Annotated in this window: 16 protein-coding genes; 10 read left to right on the plus strand and 6 right to left on the minus strand. The window is 51.0% G+C overall.

Annotation, left to right across the window (positions count from 1 at the left end; translation table 11 throughout):
- Positions 1–61 precede the first annotated feature (61 nt).
- On the plus strand, positions 62–1171 hold the full coding sequence (ycbX, locus tag FQ015_RS15000; RefSeq protein WP_000224279.1) for a 6-N-hydroxylaminopurine resistance protein YcbX: 1110 nt from the start codon (positions 62–64) through the stop codon (positions 1169–1171).
- Here the strand turns inward: ycbX and zapC are convergent.
- Together zapC and pyrD are read right to left on the minus strand one after the other, a co-directional pair.
- Positions 1168–1710, minus strand: coding sequence for a cell division protein ZapC (zapC, locus tag FQ015_RS15005; protein WP_160524217.1), 543 nt, complete (start codon positions 1708–1710; stop codon positions 1168–1170). The genes ycbX and zapC overlap by 4 nt on opposite strands.
- A 173-nt stretch (positions 1711–1883) precedes the next feature.
- Positions 1884–2894, minus strand: a complete 1011-nt coding sequence (gene pyrD / locus FQ015_RS15010) for a quinone-dependent dihydroorotate dehydrogenase (RefSeq protein ID WP_160524218.1) — start codon at positions 2892–2894, stop codon at positions 1884–1886.
- A 236-nt stretch (positions 2895–3130) separates the two neighbouring features.
- Here pyrD and ssuE point away from each other — a divergent pair, with 236 nt between their 5' ends.
- The 5 genes from ssuE to ssuB are packed head-to-tail and all read left to right on the plus strand — an operon-like array spanning position 3131 to position 7367.
- A complete protein-coding gene (gene ssuE, locus FQ015_RS15015) occupies positions 3131–3706 on the plus strand; it encodes an NADPH-dependent FMN reductase (RefSeq protein WP_001263932.1) in 576 nt (191 codons plus the stop codon).
- A complete protein-coding gene (gene ssuA, locus FQ015_RS15020) occupies positions 3699–4658 on the plus strand; it encodes an aliphatic sulfonate ABC transporter substrate-binding protein SsuA (RefSeq protein WP_039020481.1) in 960 nt (319 codons plus the stop codon). The genes ssuE and ssuA overlap by 8 nt, the downstream gene beginning before the upstream one ends.
- On the plus strand, positions 4655–5800 hold the full coding sequence (gene ssuD / locus FQ015_RS15025) for an FMNH2-dependent alkanesulfonate monooxygenase (protein ID WP_160524219.1): 1146 nt from the start codon (positions 4655–4657) through the stop codon (positions 5798–5800). The genes ssuA and ssuD overlap by 4 nt, the downstream gene beginning before the upstream one ends.
- Before the next feature lie 11 nt (positions 5801–5811).
- The gene (gene ssuC / locus FQ015_RS15030) at positions 5812–6603 is read left to right on the plus strand and encodes an aliphatic sulfonate ABC transporter permease SsuC (protein WP_032183869.1); all 792 of its coding nucleotides are present in this window, start codon (positions 5812–5814) and stop codon (positions 6601–6603) included.
- Complete coding sequence (ssuB, locus tag FQ015_RS15035; protein WP_032302800.1) at positions 6600–7367, plus strand: aliphatic sulfonates ABC transporter ATP-binding protein; 768 nt, start codon at positions 6600–6602, stop codon at positions 7365–7367. Before ssuC ends, ssuB begins: the two co-directional genes overlap by 4 nt.
- Before the next feature lie 205 nt (positions 7368–7572).
- Here ssuB and pepN read toward each other — a convergent pair whose 3' ends face one another.
- Positions 7573–10185 (minus strand): aminopeptidase N, encoded by a 2613-nt coding sequence (gene pepN / locus FQ015_RS15040; RefSeq protein WP_000193809.1) that lies wholly within the window; start codon positions 10183–10185, stop codon positions 7573–7575.
- Between the two features lie 265 nt (positions 10186–10450).
- Here pepN and pncB point away from each other — a divergent pair, with 265 nt between their 5' ends.
- The 4 genes from pncB (at position 10451) to aspC (ending at position 16287) form a co-directional block, all read left to right on the plus strand.
- Positions 10451–11653, plus strand: coding sequence for a nicotinate phosphoribosyltransferase (gene pncB, locus FQ015_RS15045; RefSeq protein ID WP_001305916.1), 1203 nt, complete (start codon positions 10451–10453; stop codon positions 11651–11653).
- 168 nt (positions 11654–11821) lie between these two features.
- Positions 11822–13222, plus strand: a complete 1401-nt coding sequence (asnS, locus tag FQ015_RS15050) for an asparagine--tRNA ligase (protein WP_000117881.1) — start codon at positions 11822–11824, stop codon at positions 13220–13222.
- A 601-nt stretch (positions 13223–13823) separates the two neighbouring features.
- Positions 13824–14912 carry a porin OmpF gene (ompF, locus tag FQ015_RS15055; protein WP_000977917.1) on the plus strand — a complete coding sequence of 363 codons (1089 nt, stop codon included), beginning with the start codon at positions 13824–13826 and terminating at the stop codon, positions 14910–14912.
- A 184-nt stretch (positions 14913–15096) separates the two neighbouring features.
- Positions 15097–16287 carry an aspartate transaminase gene (aspC, locus tag FQ015_RS15060; protein WP_000462687.1) on the plus strand — a complete coding sequence of 397 codons (1191 nt, stop codon included), beginning with the start codon at positions 15097–15099 and terminating at the stop codon, positions 16285–16287.
- A gap of 49 nt (positions 16288–16336) precedes the next feature.
- On the opposite strand, the gene gloC is transcribed toward aspC, so the two are convergent.
- The 3 genes from gloC to ldtD form a co-directional block, all read right to left on the minus strand.
- Positions 16337–16984, minus strand: coding sequence for a hydroxyacylglutathione hydrolase GloC (gene gloC / locus FQ015_RS15065; RefSeq protein WP_001109455.1), 648 nt, complete (start codon positions 16982–16984; stop codon positions 16337–16339).
- A 26-nt stretch (positions 16985–17010) separates the two neighbouring features.
- Positions 17011–17559, minus strand: coding sequence for a YcbK family protein (locus tag FQ015_RS15070; protein WP_001295932.1), 549 nt, complete (start codon positions 17557–17559; stop codon positions 17011–17013).
- Between the two features lie 180 nt (positions 17560–17739).
- Positions 17740–19587, minus strand: coding sequence for a L,D-transpeptidase (ldtD, locus tag FQ015_RS15075; RefSeq protein ID WP_160524220.1), 1848 nt, complete (start codon positions 19585–19587; stop codon positions 17740–17742).
- Positions 19588–19703: the final 116 nt, after the last annotated feature.

A 19703-nucleotide genomic window follows, 5' to 3' on the forward strand; every position in this document is an offset into this window, starting at 1 on the left:
ATAGCTAATAAGCGCGTCATGTCATAAAGTTGAGGGCTTATTTTCATTTGAGGACCGCACCGTGGCGACATTAACCCGGCTTTTTATTCATCCTGTTAAATCGATGCGCGGCATTGGTCTTACACATGCTCTGGCAGATGTCAGTGGTCTGGCCTTCGATCGCATCTTTATGATCACGGAACCTGACGGTACGTTTATTACCGCTCGCCAGTTTCCCCAGATGGTACGGTTTACTCCTTCACCTGTGCATGATGGCTTGCATCTCACCGCACCAGATGGCAGTAGCGCATATGTTCGTTTTGCTGATTTCGCCACACAAGACGCACCAACCGAAGTTTGGGGCACACATTTTACCGCGCGAATTGCGCCAGACGCGATCAACAAATGGTTAAGTGGATTTTTCTCCCGCGAAGTGCAATTGCGCTGGGTGGGGCCACAAATGACCCGGCGCGTGAAACGCCACAACACTGTACCTCTGTCATTTGCTGATGGCTATCCTTACCTTCTTGCTAACGAAGCCTCGTTACGTGATCTCCAACAACGTTGTCCGGCCAGTGTAAAAATGGAGCAATTCCGCCCCAATCTGGTGGTTTCCGGCGCGTCAGCCTGGGAAGAAGATAGCTGGAAAGTGATTCGTATTGGTGATGTGGTGTTTGATGTGGTTAAGCCTTGCAGCCGCTGTATTTTCACCACCGTCAGTCCGGAAAAAGGACAAAAGCATCCGGCAGGTGAACCATTAAAAACATTGCAATCTTTCCGAACAGCCCAGGATAACGGCGATGTCGATTTTGGTCAGAATTTAATTGCCCGTAATAGTGGCGTGATTCGCGTTGGCGACGAGGTGGAAATTCTTGCAACGGCTCCGGCGAAAGTTTACGGCGCAGCTGCCGTGGACGATACCGTCGACGCCGCACAGCAACCGGACGCAAATGTAGATATTGACTGGCAAGGGCAGGCATTTCGTGGAAATAACCAACAGGTTCTGCTGGAGCAATTAGAAAATCGGGGAATTCGTATCCCTTATTCTTGCCGCGCGGGCATTTGTGGAAGCTGCCGTGTTCAGCTTTTAGAAGGCGAAGTCACACCGCTCAAAAAATCGGCAATCAGCAATGATGGTACCATTCTTTGCTGTAGTTGTGTGCCGAAGACTGCGCTTAAACTAGCGCGTTAAACTGCCTGTTCGAGGCTGAAACTGTCAACATTAACCTGCGGTTTCAGCCTGTCATTCATGATTTTGATGGCGTCCCCCAACTGCATCGCGCGACCCGCAATAACAACGCAGGGTTGCGCCAACAGGCACAGTGCAGCATTTTCGCCAGATTCAACGACCAGCAAATTGACTTGCTCGTGAGTGTCGCTCAACCAAACGCAGGCCGCATCGCCCGGCATGGGCACCCACATTTCACCATGGGAAACAAAATGCCAGCTTTTCGGCATTTGCGGTTTGAGATAACGAATTGCTACCAGCGCATTAAGCACCAGTTCGGCTTTTTGTTCTTTAGATAAATTAAAATCGCGGCATTTTTCTTCAAATGAGAAATAGAGCGCGGCGTCGTCAACGCAAAAGTCTGCGGGAGAAAAGGCATCTGGAGTCAACATTTTGCGCGCAAAACGTGAGCGAAATAGCATACCATTGGCTAAATCGAGCATCATTCGATCGTGCTCTTCATCGTAATACCAACGCCAGTTATCGTCTGGTTTAATTCGCATTTGCCTCTCCCCTACCCTATAAAACCGCAGCAACACAATCCATTGTCGCTTCGCTTAATAACCTCAACAATAAAAGTACAAAATGTCTAAATAAGCAACAGCGATGAATATAAAACAACCAGGGCTTAAAATAAAGCCCTGATTATCTTATAAAGAGGAATTCGAAGAAATAATTAGATATGGGTAACGATTTCTTTAATCAGCGGCGGACCTTTAAAAATAAAACCAGAATAAATTTGCACCAGTGAGGCCCCCGCAGCAATCTTTTCACGCGCAGCGATAACCGAGTCAATGCCGCCAACACCGATGATCGGTAAGCGACCGTTTAATTCCTGTGACAAGCGGCGAATAATTTCTGTGCTTTTTAACTGAAGCGGACGACCACTTAAGCCACCGGTTTGATCACAATTTTTCATTCCCTGAACCAGAGAACGATCGAGCGTGGTATTGGTTGCAATAACGCCATCAATATTATGGCGAACTAAACTATCGGCAACCTGGATCAATTCTTCTTCAGAAAGATCCGGCGCGATCTTCACTGCGATCGGCACATATTTATGGTGCATCGCTTGCAAATCATTTTGCTTATTTTTAATCGCGGTTAAGAGATCATCCAGCGCTTCGCCATATTGCATTGTGCGTAATCCTGGGGTATTCGGCGATGAAATATTGATGGCGATATATCCCGCATAAGCATAGATTTTTTCCATACAAATCAGATAGTCATCTTTACCCTGCTCCACCGGCGTATCTTTATTTTTGCCGATGTTAATACCCAGGACGCCATCATAATGGGCTTTTTTTACGTTCTCTACGAGGTTATCAACGCCAAGATTATTAAAGCCCATACGGTTGATCAAACCTTCGGCATCTACCAGACGAAAGAGACGCGGCTTGTCATTACCTGGCTGTGGACGTGGCGTGACGGTACCGATCTCGATAGATCCAAACCCCATCGCGCCTAACGCGTCAATGCACTCCCCGTCTTTATCAAGACCGGCTGCCAGACCAAGCGGATTTTTAAACGTCAGGCCCATGCAGTTAACAGGTTTCGCAGGCACTTTCTGCCGCACCAGTGCTTCAAACGGCGTTCCTGTAATACGGCGTAATTGCTGAAAAGTAAACTCATGAGCGCGCTCTGGATCGAGCTGGAAAAGGGCTTTACGAACGAAGGGGTAGTACATGAACTCTCCTGGATTCCCGGTGTGCAAACCGGGGGCGTATTATGTGCGAGTTCGGACTAAAAGGGAATTGACCTGTGGCAAAAAATAGCAAACGTTTTCTTATTGCGCTTTTTTTATGCTTTTTTTGGCTTTTCTTCCTCAGATAAATCATTTCGACTCGCGGGCCACCTCTGTCAGACTGACCGAATTGTTATCAATGTTAACAAAACAAGAACAATTGGTTATAAGGAGAGAGTATGCGTGTCATCACCCTGGCGGGTAGTCCTCGCTTTCCTTCTCGCTCCAGCTCCTTGCTGGAATATGCGCGGGAAAAACTGAATGGCCTGGATGTAGAGGTTTATCACTGGAATCTGCAAAACTTCGCCCCGGAAGATCTGCTCTATGCCCGTTTCGATAGTCCGGCGCTAAAAACCTTCACCGAACAATTGCAACAGGCCGATGGGTTGATTGTCGCCACGCCAGTGTATAAAGCCGCCTATTCCGGAGCGCTGAAAACCCTGCTCGACCTGCTGCCTGAACGCGCTTTGCAAGGCAAAGTGGTGCTGCCGCTGGCAACGGGCGGCACGGTGGCCCATCTGCTGGCAGTCGATTACGCCCTTAAACCGGTTTTAAGCGCACTGAAAGCCCAGGAGATCCTGCACGGCGTGTTTGCCGATGACTCACAAGTAATTGATTACCACCACAAACCCCAGTTCACGCCAAATCTGCAAACCCGTCTTGATACCGCGCTAGAAACTTTCTGGCAGGCACTTCACCGCCGTGATGTTCAGGTTCCTGACCTTCTTTCTCTGCGAGGTAATGCCCATGCGTAACATCATTAAACTGGCGCTTGCGGGATTGCTTAGCGTCTCGACACTCGCAGTTGCCGCGGAATCTTCGCCAGAAGCGTTAAGGATTGGCTATCAGAAAAGCAATATCAGTTCGGTACTGGCGAAAAATTACCAAATGCTGGAAAAACGCTATCCGCAAACAAAAATCTCGTGGGTGGAGTTTCCCGCGGGTCCGCAAATGTTGGAGGCGTTGAACGTTGGCAGTATTGATCTCGGCAGTACCGGGGATATTCCACCAATCTTTGCTCAGGCCGCCGGGGCTGATTTGGTGTACGTGGGCGTCGAGCCGCCGAAGCCCAAAGCCGAAGTGATTCTGGTGGCAGATAACAGCCCGATCAAAACCGTAGCCGATCTTAAAGGTCACAAAGTTGCTTTTCAGAAAGGTTCCAGTTCACACAACCTTTTACTGCGAGCCCTTCGCCAGGCCGGGCTTAAATTCACGGATATCCAGCCCACTTACCTGACGCCCGCCGATGCCCGCGCCGCGTTCCAGCAAGGTAACGTCGACGCCTGGGCTATCTGGGATCCCTACTATTCCGCCGCGTTATTACAGGGCGGCGTGCGGGTGCTAAAAGACGGCACCGATCTCAATCAAACTGGATCGTTTTATCTGGCTGCCCGTCCGTATGCAGAAAAAAACGGCGCATTTATTCAGGGTGTACTGGCAACCTTTAGTGAGGCCGATGCGTTAACCCGCAGCCAGCGCGAGCAAAGCATCGCTTTACTGGCAAAAACGATGGGCTTACCAACGCCGGTGATTGCCTCTTATTTAGATCATCGCCCCCCTACCACCATCAAACCGGTTAACGCCGAGGTTGCCGTCTTACAGCAGCAAACGGCAGATCTGTTTTATGAAAACCGTCTGGTGCCGAAAAAAGTCGATATTCGCCAGCGCATCTGGCAGCCCACTCAACTGGAAGGAAAACAATTATGAGTCTGAATATGTTCTGGTTTTTACCGACCCACGGTGACGGGCATTATCTGGGAACGGAAGAAGGTTCACGTCCGGTTGATCACGGTTATCTGCAACAAATTGCGCAAGCGGCGGATCGTCTGGGCTATACCGGTGTGCTGATCCCGACGGGGCGATCGTGTGAAGATGCGTGGCTGGTGGCAGCGTCGATGATCCCTGTGACGCAACGGTTGAAGTTTCTTGTTGCCCTGCGCCCCAGTGTGACATCGCCTACCGTTGCCGCCCGCCAGGCCGCCACGCTGGATCGTCTCTCTAACGGACGCGCGTTGTTTAATCTGGTCACAGGCAGCGATCCGCAAGAGCTGGCAGGCGACGGCGTATTCCTTGATCATAGCGAGCGTTACGAAGCCTCGTCTGAATTTACACAGGTCTGGCGGCGCTTATTGCAGGGCGAAACCGTCGATTTTAACGGTAAACATATTCATGTACGTGGAGCAAAACTGCTCTTCCCGCCGATTCAACAGCCTTATCCTCCGCTTTACTTTGGCGGATCGTCAGATGCTGCCCAGGATCTGGCCGCTGAACAGGTTGATCTTTATCTCACCTGGGGCGAACCGCCTGAACTGGTAAAAGAGAAGATCGCGCAAGTGCGGGCGAAAGCTGCCGCACATGGACGCAAAATTCGTTTCGGTATTCGCCTGCATGTGATTGTCCGCGAAACTAACGACGAAGCGTGGCAGGCCGCTGAGCGCTTAATCTCCCATCTTGATGATGAGACCATCGCTAAAGCACAAGCCGCGTTTGCCCGCACGGATTCCGTGGGGCAACAGCGAATGGCGGCGCTACATAACGGCAAGCGCGACAATCTGGAGATCAGCCCCAATTTATGGGCGGGCGTTGGCTTAGTGCGCGGCGGTGCCGGGACGGCGTTGGTGGGCGATGGTCCGACGGTCGCCGCGCGAATCAACGAATACGCTGCGCTTGGCATCGACAGCTTTGTGCTTTCTGGTTATCCGCATCTGGAAGAAGCGTATCGGGTCGGCGAGTTGTTGTTCCCACATCTGGATATTGCCATTCCGGAAATTCCCCAGCCACAACCGCTGAATCCGCAAGGCGAAGCGGTGGCGAATGATTTTATCCCCCGTAACGTCGCGCAAAGCTAAGGAACAAAATGATGGCAACGCCAGTGAAAAAGTGGTTATTGCGCGTTGCCCCCTGGTTTTTACCGGTGGGCATCGTGGCGGTGTGGCAACTGGCCTCCTCGGTTGGCTGGTTGTCGACGCGTATTTTGCCCTCACCGGAAGGGGTGGTGACGGCGTTCTGGTCGCTCTCAGCCAGCGGCGAATTGTGGCAACATCTGGCGATCAGCTCCTGGCGGGCGCTGATTGGTTTTTCAATTGGCGGATCGCTGGGCTTGATTCTGGGACTGATTAGCGGGCTGTCGCGCTGGGGAGAACGGCTGCTGGATACCTCAATTCAAATGTTGCGCAACGTGCCGCATCTGGCGCTGATCCCACTGGTGATTTTGTGGTTTGGCATTGATGAATCCGCGAAAATCTTTCTGGTGGCGCTCGGCACACTATTCCCCATTTATATCAACACCTGGCACGGCATCCGTAATATCGATCGCGGTCTGGTGGAAATGGCGCGTAGCTATGGATTATCCGGCATACCGCTGTTTATCCATGTGATCCTGCCTGGTGCCCTGCCCTCAATTATGGTCGGCGTACGTTTTGCGTTGGGCCTGATGTGGCTGACGCTGATTGTTGCCGAAACCATTTCTGCCAATTCCGGCATTGGTTATCTGGCGATGAATGCGCGGGAGTTTTTGCAAACGGATGTGGTGGTAGTCGCCATTATTCTCTACGCCCTGCTCGGCAAACTTGCTGACGTCAGCGCGCAGCTGTTAGAGCGCCTCTGGCTGCGCTGGAATCCGGCTTATCATTTGAAGGAGGCCACGGTATGAATACTGCTCGTCTGAACCAGGGCACACCCTTGTTACTCAATGCAGTAAGCAAACATTACGCGGAAAATATCGTCCTGAACCAACTGGATTTACATATTCCGGCAGGTCAGTTTGTGGCGGTGGTGGGCCGCAGCGGTGGTGGCAAAAGTACCCTGCTGCGCCTGCTGGCAGGTCTGGAAACGCCAACCGCAGGCGATGTGTTAGCGGGTACCACACCGCTGGCTGAGATTCAGGAAGACACGCGAATGATGTTTCAGGATGCGCGTCTGCTACCGTGGAAATCGGTGATTGATAACGTTGGGTTAGGCCTTAAAGGTCAGTGGCGCGATGCCGCGCGTCGGGCGCTGGCAGCGGTAGGGCTGGAGAATCGCGCGCGGGAATGGCCTGCCGCACTTTCTGGCGGGCAGAAACAGCGTGTGGCGCTGGCAAGAGCGTTGATTCATCGACCGGGTTTATTATTGCTTGATGAACCGCTCGGGGCGCTGGACGCCCTGACTCGGCTCGAGATGCAGGATTTGATTGTGTCACTTTGGCAGGAGCACGGCTTTACCGTACTGTTGGTGACGCATGATGTGAGCGAAGCGGTGGCGATGGCTGACCGGGTGCTGTTAATTGAAGAGGGAAAAATTGGTCTGGATTTGACGGTGGATATCCCCCGTCCGCGCCGGTTAGGGTCGGTGAGATTAGCGGAGCTGGAAGCGGAAGTGTTGCAACGGGTGATGCAGCGTGGGCACTCTGAACAACCGATTCGGCGTCATGGTTAATATGCCGGATGTGGCGCACAAAACCAGCGGTTTCAACGGATTGTAGGCCTGATAAGACGCGTCAAGCGTCGCATCAGGCATTTGGGCACGGCTGCCGGATGCGGCGTGAACGCCTTATCCAGCCTACAAAACCAGCATTTTCAACGGACTTGTAGGCCTGATAAGACGCGTCAAGCGTCGCATCCGGCATTTGGGCTCAAAAGTATCAAGCCAGTGCTTTAGTTATCTTCTCGTACAGATCGCCTGAGAGATTTTCCAGCCCTTTCAACTGCTCCAGCGCCGCGCGCATTTTCTCCTGACGTTTGGCATCGTAACGTTTCAGGCGAATCAGCGGCTCAATCAGGCGCGATGCCACCTGCGGGTTACGGCTGTTGAGGTCGGTAAGCATTTCCACCAGGAACTGATAACCGCTGCCATCTTCGGCATGGAACGCTGCCGGGTTGCTGCCCGCAAACGCGCCAATCAACGAACGAATGCGGTTCGGGTTGCTCATGGTAAATGAGCGATGCTGCAACAGACCACGCACCGTCTCCAGCACATTCGCCGCCGGGCTGGTGGCTTGCAGGATAAACCATTTATCCATCACCAGACCATCCTGATGCCACTTGTCGTCGTACTCCTGCATCAGCGCGTCACGGCATGGCAGCTGTGCAGCAACCGCCGCAGAAAGCGCGGCCAGCGCATCGGTCATATTGTTTGCTTCATGGAACTGCTTGCTTACCAGCACGTCAGCCAGATGCGTTTCACCAAAAGCGAGGAAGCGCAGGCAGGCATTTCGCAGAGTACGTTTTGCAATATCTTCATGCTCAACGCGATACTCGCTCTGGTAATTCGCGTTGTAAATAGCCAGCAGCTCATCCGCCAGTTCAGTCGCCAGAGTACGGGTGAGTGCTTCACGCACTTCGGCAATAGCAATCGGATCGATGATATCGAACAGTTCTGCCATTTCATTGACGGAAGGCAGCGTCAGAATTTCTGCCGCCAGCGCCGGGTCAATCTTCTCATCCAGCAGCACCGCGCGGAAAGCGTCAGCCACATGCACCGGCAGAGACAGCGGCTGCCCTTGCTGATGACGGGCGACGTTGAGCTTGATGTAGGTTGCCAGCAGGCTTTGCGCCGCATCCCAGCGGGAGAAATCATTACGCGCATGACGCATCAGGAAGGTCAGTTGCTGATCGCTCCACTTATATTCCAGTTTCACTGGCGCAGAGAATTCGCACAGCAGTGCGGGCACCGGCTGGAAGTAGACATTATCAAAGACAAAGGTCTGTTCCGCCTGGGTGACGTTCAGCACCGAATTCACCGGGTGACCGCCTTTCTGCAACGGGATCACTTTGCCTTCGTTGTCATACAGTTCGATGGCAAACGGAATATGCAGCGGCTGTTTTTCTGCCTGATCCGGCGTAGCAGGCGTGCGCTGGCTGATGGTCAGGGTGTACTGCTCGGTTTCCGGATTATAGTCGTCTTTGACGGTCACAACCGGCGTACCAGACTGGCTGTACCAACGGCGGAAATGGGAGAGATCGACATTCGACGCATCTTCCATCGCCTGAACAAAGTCGTCGCAGGTTGCCGCGCTGCCATCATGGCGCTCAAAATAGAGCTGCATCCCTTTCTGGAAGTTTTCTTCGCCCAGCAGAGTGTGGATCATGCGAATCACTTCCGCGCCCTTCTCATAAACGGTCAGGGTGTAGAAGTTGTTCATTTCAATAACCATATCCGGGCGGATCGGGTGCGCCATCGGGCTGGCGTCTTCCGCAAACTGCAATCCGCGCATGGTGCGCACGTTGTTGATACGGTTTACTGCGCGGGAACCAAGATCAGAGCTGAACTCCTGATCGCGGAAGACGGTTAAACCTTCTTTCAGGCTGAGCTGGAACCAGTCGCGGCAGGTCACACGGTTACCGGTCCAGTTGTGGAAATATTCGTGACCAATAACGCGCTCAATATCGAGATAATCTTTATCGGTCGCGGTATCGGTGCGCGCCAGTACATACTTAGAGTTAAAGATGTTAAGACCTTTATTCTCCATTGCGCCCATATTGAAGAAATCCACCGCGACGATCATATAGATGTCGAGGTCATACTCCAGACCGAAGCGTTCTTCATCCCACTTCATGGAATTTTTCAGCGAGGTCATCGCCCACGGTGCACGGTCGAGATTACCACGATCAACATACAGCTCCAGCGCTACTTCGCGACCAGAACGCGTGGTGAAGGTGTCGCGCAGTACATCAAAGTCACCTGCCACCAGCGCAAACAGGTAGCACGGTTTCGGGAACGGGTCCTGCCATTGTACCCAGTGGCGTCCATTTTCCAGTTCGCCTTGCGCAACGCGGTTACCGTTGGAAAGCAGGAACGGGTATTTGGTTTTATCGGCAATAATTTTGGTGGTAAAACGCGCCAGCACGTCCGGGCGGTCGAGATAATACGTAATATGGCGGAAACCTTCGGCTTCACACTGGGTGCAAAGCGCATCGCCTGACTGATAAAGCCCTTCCAGCGCAGTATTCGCCGCCGGGCTTATTTCATTAACAATCTTGAGCGTAAAACGCTCCGGCAAATTACTGATGACCAGTGCGCCCTCTTCTTCTTTCCAGGCGGTCCACGGCTCATCATTAATATGAACAGAAACCAGTTTAAGATCTTCGCCATCAAGACGAAGCGGAGCATCTGATGCACCATGACGGACAGCCTGGCTGACCGCGGTAACGACCGTCTTTTGCGCGTCCAGGTCAAAGGTCAAGTCAATATCAGTAATCTGGTAATCCGGCGCACGATAATCGTGACGGTATTTGGCTTGTGGCTGTTGAGTCATAAATAACCTTTAGCATCTTTTATAGAGTCTGGTGTTCAGTCTATTCCTGTTGCGTAAATCGCGCTATGCAGAATCTTCATCTTTTCAGGTACAAACGCCTTTATTGCTACATTTTTATAACATACGCAGCGCAATACCATCGACCAGAAAGGTGACATATGGTGTGATCGGGGTTCAATAAATTACGAAACAAGGTATACTCCAGCAGTTCCTGAAGATGTTTATTGTACTAAACGCTCCTGTACGAGGACGCTACTGCGCACCTATGACACAATTCGCTTCTCCTGTTCTGCACTCGTTGCTGGATACAGATGCTTATAAGTTGCATATGCAGCAAGCCGTGTTTCATCACTATTACGATGTGCATGTCGCGGCGGAGTTTCGTTGCCGAGGTGACGATCTGCTGGGTATTTATGCCGATGCTATTCGTGAACAGGTTCAGGCGATGCAGCACCTGCGCCTGCAGGATGATGAATATCAATGGCTCTCAGCCCTGCCTTTCTTTAAAGCCGACTATCTTAACTGGCTACGCGAGTTCCGCTTTAACCCGGAACAAGTCACCGTGTCCAACGATAATGGCAAGCTGGATATTCGTTTAAGCGGCCCGTGGCGTGAAGTCATCCTCTGGGAAGTTCCTTTGCTGGCGGTTATCAGTGAAATGGTACATCGCTATCGCTCACCGCAGGCCGACGTTGCGCAAGCCCTCGACACGCTGGAAAGCAAATTAGCCGACTTCTCGGCATTAACCGCCGGTCTTGATATGTCGCGCTTCCATCTGATGGATTTTGGCACCCGCCGACGTTTTTCTCGTGAAGTACAAGAAACCATCGTGAAACGCCTGCAACAGGAATCCTGGTTCGTAGGCACCAGCAACTACGATCTGGCGCGTCGGCTTTCCCTCACGCCAATGGGAACACAAGCACACGAATGGTTCCAGGCGCATCAGCAAATCAGTCCGGATCTTGCCAACAGCCAGCGAGCTGCACTTGCAGCCTGGCTGGAAGAATATCCCGACCAACTTGGCATTGCGTTAACCGACTGTATTACCATGGATGCTTTCCTGCGAGATTTCGGCGTAGAATTTGCCAGCCGCTATCAGGGCTTGCGTCATGACTCCGGCGACCCGGTTGAATGGGGCGAAAAAGCCATTGCACATTATGAGAAGCTGGGAATTGATCCACAGAGTAAAACGCTGGTTTTCTCTGACAATCTAGATTTACGCAAAGCGGTTGAGCTATACCGCCATTTCTCTTCCCGCGTGCAATTAAGTTTTGGTATTGGGACTCGCCTGACCTGCGATATCCCCCAGGTAAAACCCCTGAATATTGTCATTAAGTTGGTTGAGTGTAACGGTAAACCGGTGGCGAAACTTTCTGACAGCCCTGGCAAAACTATCTGCCACGATAAAGCGTTTGTTCGGGCGCTGCGCAAAGCGTTCGACCTTCCGCATATTAAAAAAGCCAGTTAATATCATCAGGGAGCTAATCGGCTCCCTTTTTTTACCTTTAATTCCGAAATCTTTCGCTGCATTTGCGAATTCTGCTTGTCTGATTGCAGATGCCAGGTAACATAGGTATCCCCCCATTGAAGGGTGGACAAGTGTTTATTTTTTCCGACTATTAACAGAGAGAATATTATGAGCGTTGTGCCTGTAGCCGACGTACTCCAGGGCCGCGTAGCCGTTGACAGCGAAGTCACCGTGCGCGGATGGGTACGTACCCGCCGAGATTCAAAAGCTGGCATCTCCTTCCTCGCCGTTTATGACGGTTCCTGCTTTGATCCTGTACAGGCTGTCATCAATAATTCTCTGCCCAATTACAATGAAGACGTTCTGCGTCTGACCACCGGTTGCTCGGTCATTGTGACGGGTAAAGTCGTGGCGTCGCCAGGCCAGGGGCAACAATTTGAAATTCAGGCCAGCAAGGTTGAAGTTGCTGGTTGGGTTGAAGATCCAGACACTTACCCGATGGCGGCAAAACGCCACAGCATTGAGTATCTGCGTGAAGTCGCTCACCTGCGTCCGCGCACAAACCTGATTGGTGCCGTCGCGCGCGTTCGCCATACGCTGGCGCAGGCGCTGCATCGCTTCTTTAACGAGCAGGGATTCTTCTGGGTTTCAACGCCACTGATTACTGCGTCTGATACCGAAGGGGCTGGCGAAATGTTCCGCGTTTCTACGCTGGATCTGGAAAACCTGCCGCGTAACGATCAGGGCAAAGTGGATTTCGACAAAGACTTCTTTGGTAAAGAGTCTTTCCTGACCGTATCTGGCCAGTTGAATGGCGAAACCTACGCTTGCGCATTGTCCAAAATTTATACCTTCGGCCCGACTTTCCGTGCTGAAAACTCCAACACCAGCCGTCACCTGGCGGAATTCTGGATGCTGGAGCCGGAAGTGGCGTTTGCTAACCTGAACGATATCGCGGGTCTGGCTGAAGCCATGCTGAAATATGTCTTCAAAGCGGTTCTCGAAGAACGCGCTGACGACATGAAATTCTTCGCTGAACGCGTAGATAAAGATGCCGTTTCACGTCTGGAACGCTTTATTGAGGCCGATTTCGCGCAGGTGGATTACACCGACGCAGTGACCATTCTCGAAAACTGCGGCAGGAAGTTTGAAAACCCGGTTTACTGGGGCGTCGATCTCTCTTCTGAGCATGAGCGTTATCTGGCAGAAGAACACTTTAAAGCACCGGTAGTGGTTAAAAACTATCCGAAAGATATTAAAGCGTTCTATATGCGCCTTAACGAAGACGGTAAAACCGTTGCGGCTATGGATGTTCTGGCTCCGGGCATCGGTGAAATCATTGGTGGTTCTCAGCGTGAAGAGCGTCTGGACGTGCTGGACGAGCGTATGCTGGAAATGGGCCTGAATAAAGAAGATTACTGGTGGTATCGCGATCTGCGTCGCTACGGTACTGTTCCGCATTCCGGTTTCGGTCTTGGTTTTGAACGCCTGATTGCTTACGTAACTGGCGTGCAAAACGTGCGTGATGTGATTCCGTTCCCACGTACTCCGCGTAACGCCAGCTTCTAATTTAGCGTCTTCAAGAGCCAGCGCCCGCTGGCTCTTTTTTTATCCTTTCTGTCAAGTTATCTGTTTGTTAAGTCAAGCAATCTATTTGCAACCCCGCCATAACGATCATCCTGTTACGGAATATTACACTGCAACATTTGCGCACAAAAAATAATCCGCATTCTTATTGCGGATTAGTTTTTTCTTAGCTGATAGCACAATTTTCATACTATTTTTTGGCGTTCTGGATGTCTGAACGAGGATTTATTGCCAGGTCGATAAAGTTTCCATCAGAAACAAAATTTCCTTTTAGTTAATTTAAATATAAGGAAATCATATAAATAGATAAAAATTGCTGTAAATATCATCATGATTCAATGGAAATATGACGGCGTTCACAAAGTTCCTTAAATTTTACTTTTAGTTACATATTTTTTCTTTTTGAAACTATATCTTTATATTTGTAGCACTTTCACGGTAGCGAAACGTTAGTTTGAATGGAAAGATGCCTGCAGACACATAAAGACACCAAACTCTCATCAATAGTTCCGTAAATTTTTATTGACAGAACTTATTGACGGCAGTGGCAGGTGTCATAAAAAAACCATGAGGGTAATAAATAATGATGAAGCGCAATATTCTGGCAGTGATCGTCCCTGCTCTGTTAGTAGCAGGTACTGCAAACGCTGCAGAAATTTATAACAAAGATGGCAACAAAGTAGATCTGTACGGTAAAGCTGTCGGTCTGCATTATTTCTCCAAGGGTAACGGTGAAAACAGTTACGGTGGCAATGGCGACATGACCTATGCCCGTCTTGGTTTTAAAGGGGAAACTCAAATCAATTCCGATCTGACCGGTTATGGTCAGTGGGAATATAACTTCCAGGGTAACAACTCTGAAGGCGCTGACGCTCAAACTGGTAACAAAACGCGTCTGGCATTCGCGGGTCTTAAATACGCTGACGTTGGTTCTTTCGATTACGGCCGTAACTACGGTGTGGTTTATGATGCACTGGGTTACACCGATATGCTGCCAGAATTTGGTGGTGATACTGCATACAGCGATGACTTCTTCGTTGGTCGTGTTGGCGGCGTTGCTACCTATCGTAACTCCAACTTCTTTGGTCTGGTTGATGGCCTGAACTTCGCTGTTCAGTACCTGGGTAAAAACGAGCGTGACACTGCACGCCGCTCTAACGGCGACGGTGTTGGCGGTTCTATCAGCTACGAATACGAAGGCTTTGGTATCGTTGGTGCATATGGCGCCGCTGACCGTACCAACCTGCAAGAAGCTCAACCTCTTGGCAACGGTAAAAAAGCTGAACAGTGGGCTACTGGTCTGAAGTATGACGCGAACAACATCTACCTGGCAGCGAACTACGGTGAAACCCGTAACGCTACGCCGATCACTAATAAATTTACAAACATCAGCGGCTTCGCCAACAAAACGCAAGATGTTCTGTTAGTTGCGCAATACCAGTTCGATTTCGGTCTGCGTCCGTCCATCGCTTACACCAAATCTAAAGCGAAAGACGTAGAGGGTATCGGTGATGTTGATCTGGTGAACTACTTTGAAGTGGGCGCAACCTACTACTTCAACAAAAACATGTCCACCTATGTTGACTACATCATCAACCAGATCGATTCTGACAACAAACTGGGCGTAGGTTCAGACGACACCGTTGCTGTGGGTATCGTTTACCAGTTCTAATAGCACACCTCTTTGTTAAATGCCGAAAAAACAGGACTTTGGTCCTGTTTTTTTTATGCCTTCCAGAGCAATCTCACGTCTTGCAAAAACAGCCTGCGTTTTCATCAGTAATAGTTGGAATTTTGTAAATCTCCCGTTACCCTGATAGCGGACTTCCCTTCTGTAACCATAATGGAACCTCGTCATGTTTGAGAACATTACCGCCGCTCCTGCCGACCCGATTCTGGGCCTGGCCGATCTGTTTCGTGCCGATGAACGTCCCGGCAAAATTAACCTCGGGATTGGTGTCTATAAAGATGAGACGGGCAAAACCCCGGTACTGACCAGCGTGAAAAAGGCTGAACAGTATCTGCTCGAAAATGAAACCACCAAAAATTACCTCGGCATTGACGGCATCCCTGAATTTGGTCGCTGCACTCAGGAACTGCTGTTTGGTAAAGGTAGCGCCCTGATCAATGACAAACGTGCTCGCACGGCACAGACTCCGGGTGGCACTGGCGCACTACGCGTGGCTGCCGATTTCCTGGCAAAAAATACCAGCGTTAAGCGTGTGTGGGTGAGCAACCCAAGCTGGCCGAACCATAAGAGCGTCTTTAACTCTGCAGGTCTGGAAGTTCGTGAATACGCTTATTATGATGCGGAAAATCACACCCTTGACTTCGATGCACTGATTAATAGCCTGAACGAAGCTCAGGCTGGCGACGTAGTGCTGTTCCATGGCTGCTGCCATAACCCAACCGGTATCGACCCTACGCTGGAACAATGGCAGACACTGGCACAACTTTCCGTTGAGAAAGGCTGGTTACCGCTGTTTGACTTCGCTTACCAGGGGTTTGCCCGTGGTCTGGAAGAAGATGCTGAAGGACTGCGCGCTTTCGCGGCTATGCATAAAGAGCTGATTGTTGCCAGTTCCTACTCTAAAAACTTTGGCCTGTACAACGAGCGTGTTGGCGCTTGTACTCTGGTTGCTGCTGACAGTGAGACCGTTGATCGCGCATTCAGCCAAATGAAAGCGGCGATTCGCGCTAACTACTCTAACCCACCAGCACACGGCGCTTCTGTTGTTGCCACCATCCTGAGCAACGATGCGTTACGTGCGATTTGGGAACAAGAGCTGACTGATATGCGCCAGCGTATTCAGCGTATGCGTCAGTTGTTCGTCAATACGCTGCAGGAAAAAGGCGCAAACCGCGACTTCAGCTTTATCATCAAACAGAACGGCATGTTCTCCTTCAGTGGCCTGACAAAAGAACAAGTGCTGCGTCTGCGCGAAGAGTTTGGCGTGTATGCTGTTGCTTCTGGTCGCGTAAACGTGGCCGGGATGACACCAGATAATATGGCTCCGCTGTGCGAAGCGATTGTGGCAGTGCTGTAAGCGTTAAAAACAATGAAGCCCGCTGAAAAGCGGGCTTTTTTATGCGCCTTTACCAGACGGGCATTTCGTCTTGCAGGAAGGGATTATGCAGGCGCTCATAACCAAGTGTGGATAATGGTCCGTGACCCGGAATAAATGTCACATCATCCCCCAGTGGCAGCAATTTATCTTTGATTGAAGAAATCAGTTGATTATGATCGCCACGCGGGAAATCACTGCGCCCTACTCCGCCTTTGAAAATAACATCGCCAGAAATCAGCAGCCTTGCCCGCTCATCAAAAAACACGACATGACCCGGCGTATGCCCAGGGCAATGTAACACCTGTAAAGTCACATTCCCTATGCTGATGGTATCGCCTTCGTTCAGCCAACGATCTGGCGTCAGCGGCTGGCACTCTTCCAGACCAAACATACGACTTTGCGCAGGCAAGCCTTGCAGCCAGAACTCATCTTCTTTTTCCGGGCCAAAAACCGGCACGCCGTAATGTTGCGCCAGTTCCGCCGCTGCGCCAACGTGGTCCAGATGGCCATGAGTCAGCAGGATCTGCATCAGTGTCAGGCCGCTGGCATCAACTTCCTGTTTGATTTTTTCCGCATCGCCGCCAGGATCGACCAGTGCGGCCAGACGGGTTTGTTCACACCAGATCAATGAACAGTTCTGGGAGAATGCGGTGACCGGAATAATACGATAGTTCATACTGCCCCTGTTTCGTTAAGCGATTACTACCAGTGCCGTGCTGGCCCGGTATCAATATGCACAAAGTTACTACGTGGGTAATATCCTACACCACCTGCACGCATAGATAACGCGGCTTTGCGAATATTGCTTAACGCGATACCTTCAATGTGGAAATCCATCGCCTGGCCTTTAGTGTGATAGCTTTTCTTCGCTACTCCACGGCTGCGGGCGCGTAGTTCATTGTTGGTATCAATGGAACGATAACCGGAAATGAGTTGCACCGGTTTGCGGGTGCCTAACAACCCTTGCAGGCGATACAACTGGTCGAATAATCCTGGGTCGATGGACTTTATTTTGTTCGCGCGGTAATCGCGGAAAAAATGGTTAAGTTTTGCCAATTCTTCCTGAATATAGCCTCTGCCATCGAAAAACTCCGCTTTGATTGACTCTCCGGTATGGAGATTATTGAGTGTCAAAATACGCGGGCGTGGGGTAGAGAGTGTTGCAAACGCCGGGGTCGGCAGGATGGCGGCACCGAGTGCAACGCCACCAAGCGCCAGCAGTTTGCGGCGATTAGCGTCGAATTTGTCCATGATAATCAAGTCTACAGGTCAATGTTATCGTTTATATGCACTTCTGGCGCACAAGAGGCACCTTAACCGCCCGTAAAGCAGACGTCAAGATGACTCAACCCCAGCAGTGATGGGGGCTGCAGAGAAGCGCCCCCGATCATGCTAATTATTACGACAACTGATTTCCCCGAACTGCTTCATTTACCTGATTAATTGTTCCGCTTTCGATACGATTTGCGAGCTGGATCGCGCAGGCAGATCATAATTGTAAATATCTGTACGATACTGGGTACGACCATCTGCACCAACAAATGCCGTCAGATAGTAGAGATTCACCGGAATCGACTGCCGAATATTGACGTAACGCGTATCGCCCTGCTTCAGCGCATCAGAAATACGTTTGTCATTCCAGCCTGCATCCTGCAACAGCATATTTGCCAGATCGGAAGCTTTATTCACTCGTACACAGCCTGAGCTCAATGCGCGTGTATCACGCTTGAACAGATTGTGGTTCGGCGTGTCATGCAAATAAATGGCCTCTGAACTCGGCATATTGAATTTATAGCGCCCCAGCGAGTTCCGTGGGCCTGGAGCCTGCTGGAAGCGGAACGGTAAATTCGAGGCCGTGATTGTAGACCAGTCAACCTGCCACGGATCAATCGCCTCCCTGCTGTTCCAACCGCGCATCACCGTATAGCCATGGCTTTCGAGATATCCCGGATCGTTGCGCACTTTCGGCAGAATATCTTTGCGTGCCAGAGTTGGTGGTACATTCCACGGCGGGTTTACCACCACGTTGTTAAGGGCACTGCTCATCATCGGCGTTTTGCGATCGGGGCGACCGACAATGACTCTCGAATCCAGCACCTGATTGCCGTTCTGATAATAGACCAGCGAATAGGCCGGAATATTAACCATGATCCCGGTTGAAAGCTCAGTTGGCAGCAAGCGTAATCGCTGGATATTGAGTGCCAACACGCCAGCTCGCTGGGCGGGCGTTACGTTTAACCAGTCACGCGTTGCCGGGCCAATAGCACCATCTGCTCCCAATCCTTGCCATGCCTGAAAACGTTTAACGGCTTCCACCAGTTCATTATCGTAGGCGGCACGAATGGCAGGCGCAGGTTTACTACGAGACGTCGTTTGCTTGTCCATCGGCTTAGTTTCTGCTGTTTCAACAGTAACAGCGGATGGGCTGACTACTGCGTCAGTTGGCGTGTCATCGCCAGGGAGAGTAATTTTTGGCCCCCCGTCCAACATGCCTGTGCGTTGCAATATTTCGCGCAACGCCGGTACGTCGTTACTCCACTGCCCTGGGCGCAACGTTGCTTTACCGGTCAGTTGAGGCCACGGTTTGGTGTCACTGAGTAAGGCCAGTAACGATTCATGCATCGCCGCATATTGCGGATGCTGCGGTGCCAGTCCTGCAACAAACGTCGGCAATTGACCTTTATCCAGCGCCAGCTGCCATTGGTTAATCACCGAAAGCGGCGGCGTTGCAAGCGCATAAGGTTTACTGCTATATAGCCAGCGAGTGCCTTTGACCGGAATATTTGCAATGAAATGGAGATAGCCCATCATCGCATCAGAGAGCACGACGTCGCGTGCCATCCCGTTAACACCAGGATCGGTCAGTAACTCTACCCATTTATTAAACTGCGGCTGGAAACCGGCAATCGCCACCTCTGCCAGCTGTTGCTGGAAGGCTTTAACAGCATCACGGTTTTCCCACATGGGTTGCATATCGCGTGCGGCATACAACAGTTGAAGCTGGTTAAGATAAACCGGCTTATAACCTGCGGGTAATTGAGATTCGATTTGCGTGCGGGCTTTTTCTGCCGCACCTTCAGGCAATGGCTGGATCCCCGCCATAATTGCCGTGGCTTGCGCCTGCGGCAGTGCCTCGCCCTGTTCACTGACAGCCACCGGGCTGTCGCCAGGGATTACTTCAGGCTCATCGGCCTGCGCATTGAACAGTGGAGCGAATGTTACGGCCAAGCACAAACTGATTGCCGACAGCCGACGACCACACATCATATTAAGCAACATCCCTTGCCCCCTGTTTTTATCATACTCTGAATAGCCAGGCTGTTATTTTACGACTTGCCTGTACAACGCCAATACTCACGAAAGTATGACGAGCAAGCCTGTTACTCATCAGGCTT

This window comes from Escherichia sp. HH26CH (genome assembly GCF_009820205.1).
Classification (GTDB): Bacteria; Pseudomonadota; Gammaproteobacteria; order Enterobacterales; family Enterobacteriaceae; genus Escherichia; species Escherichia coli_F.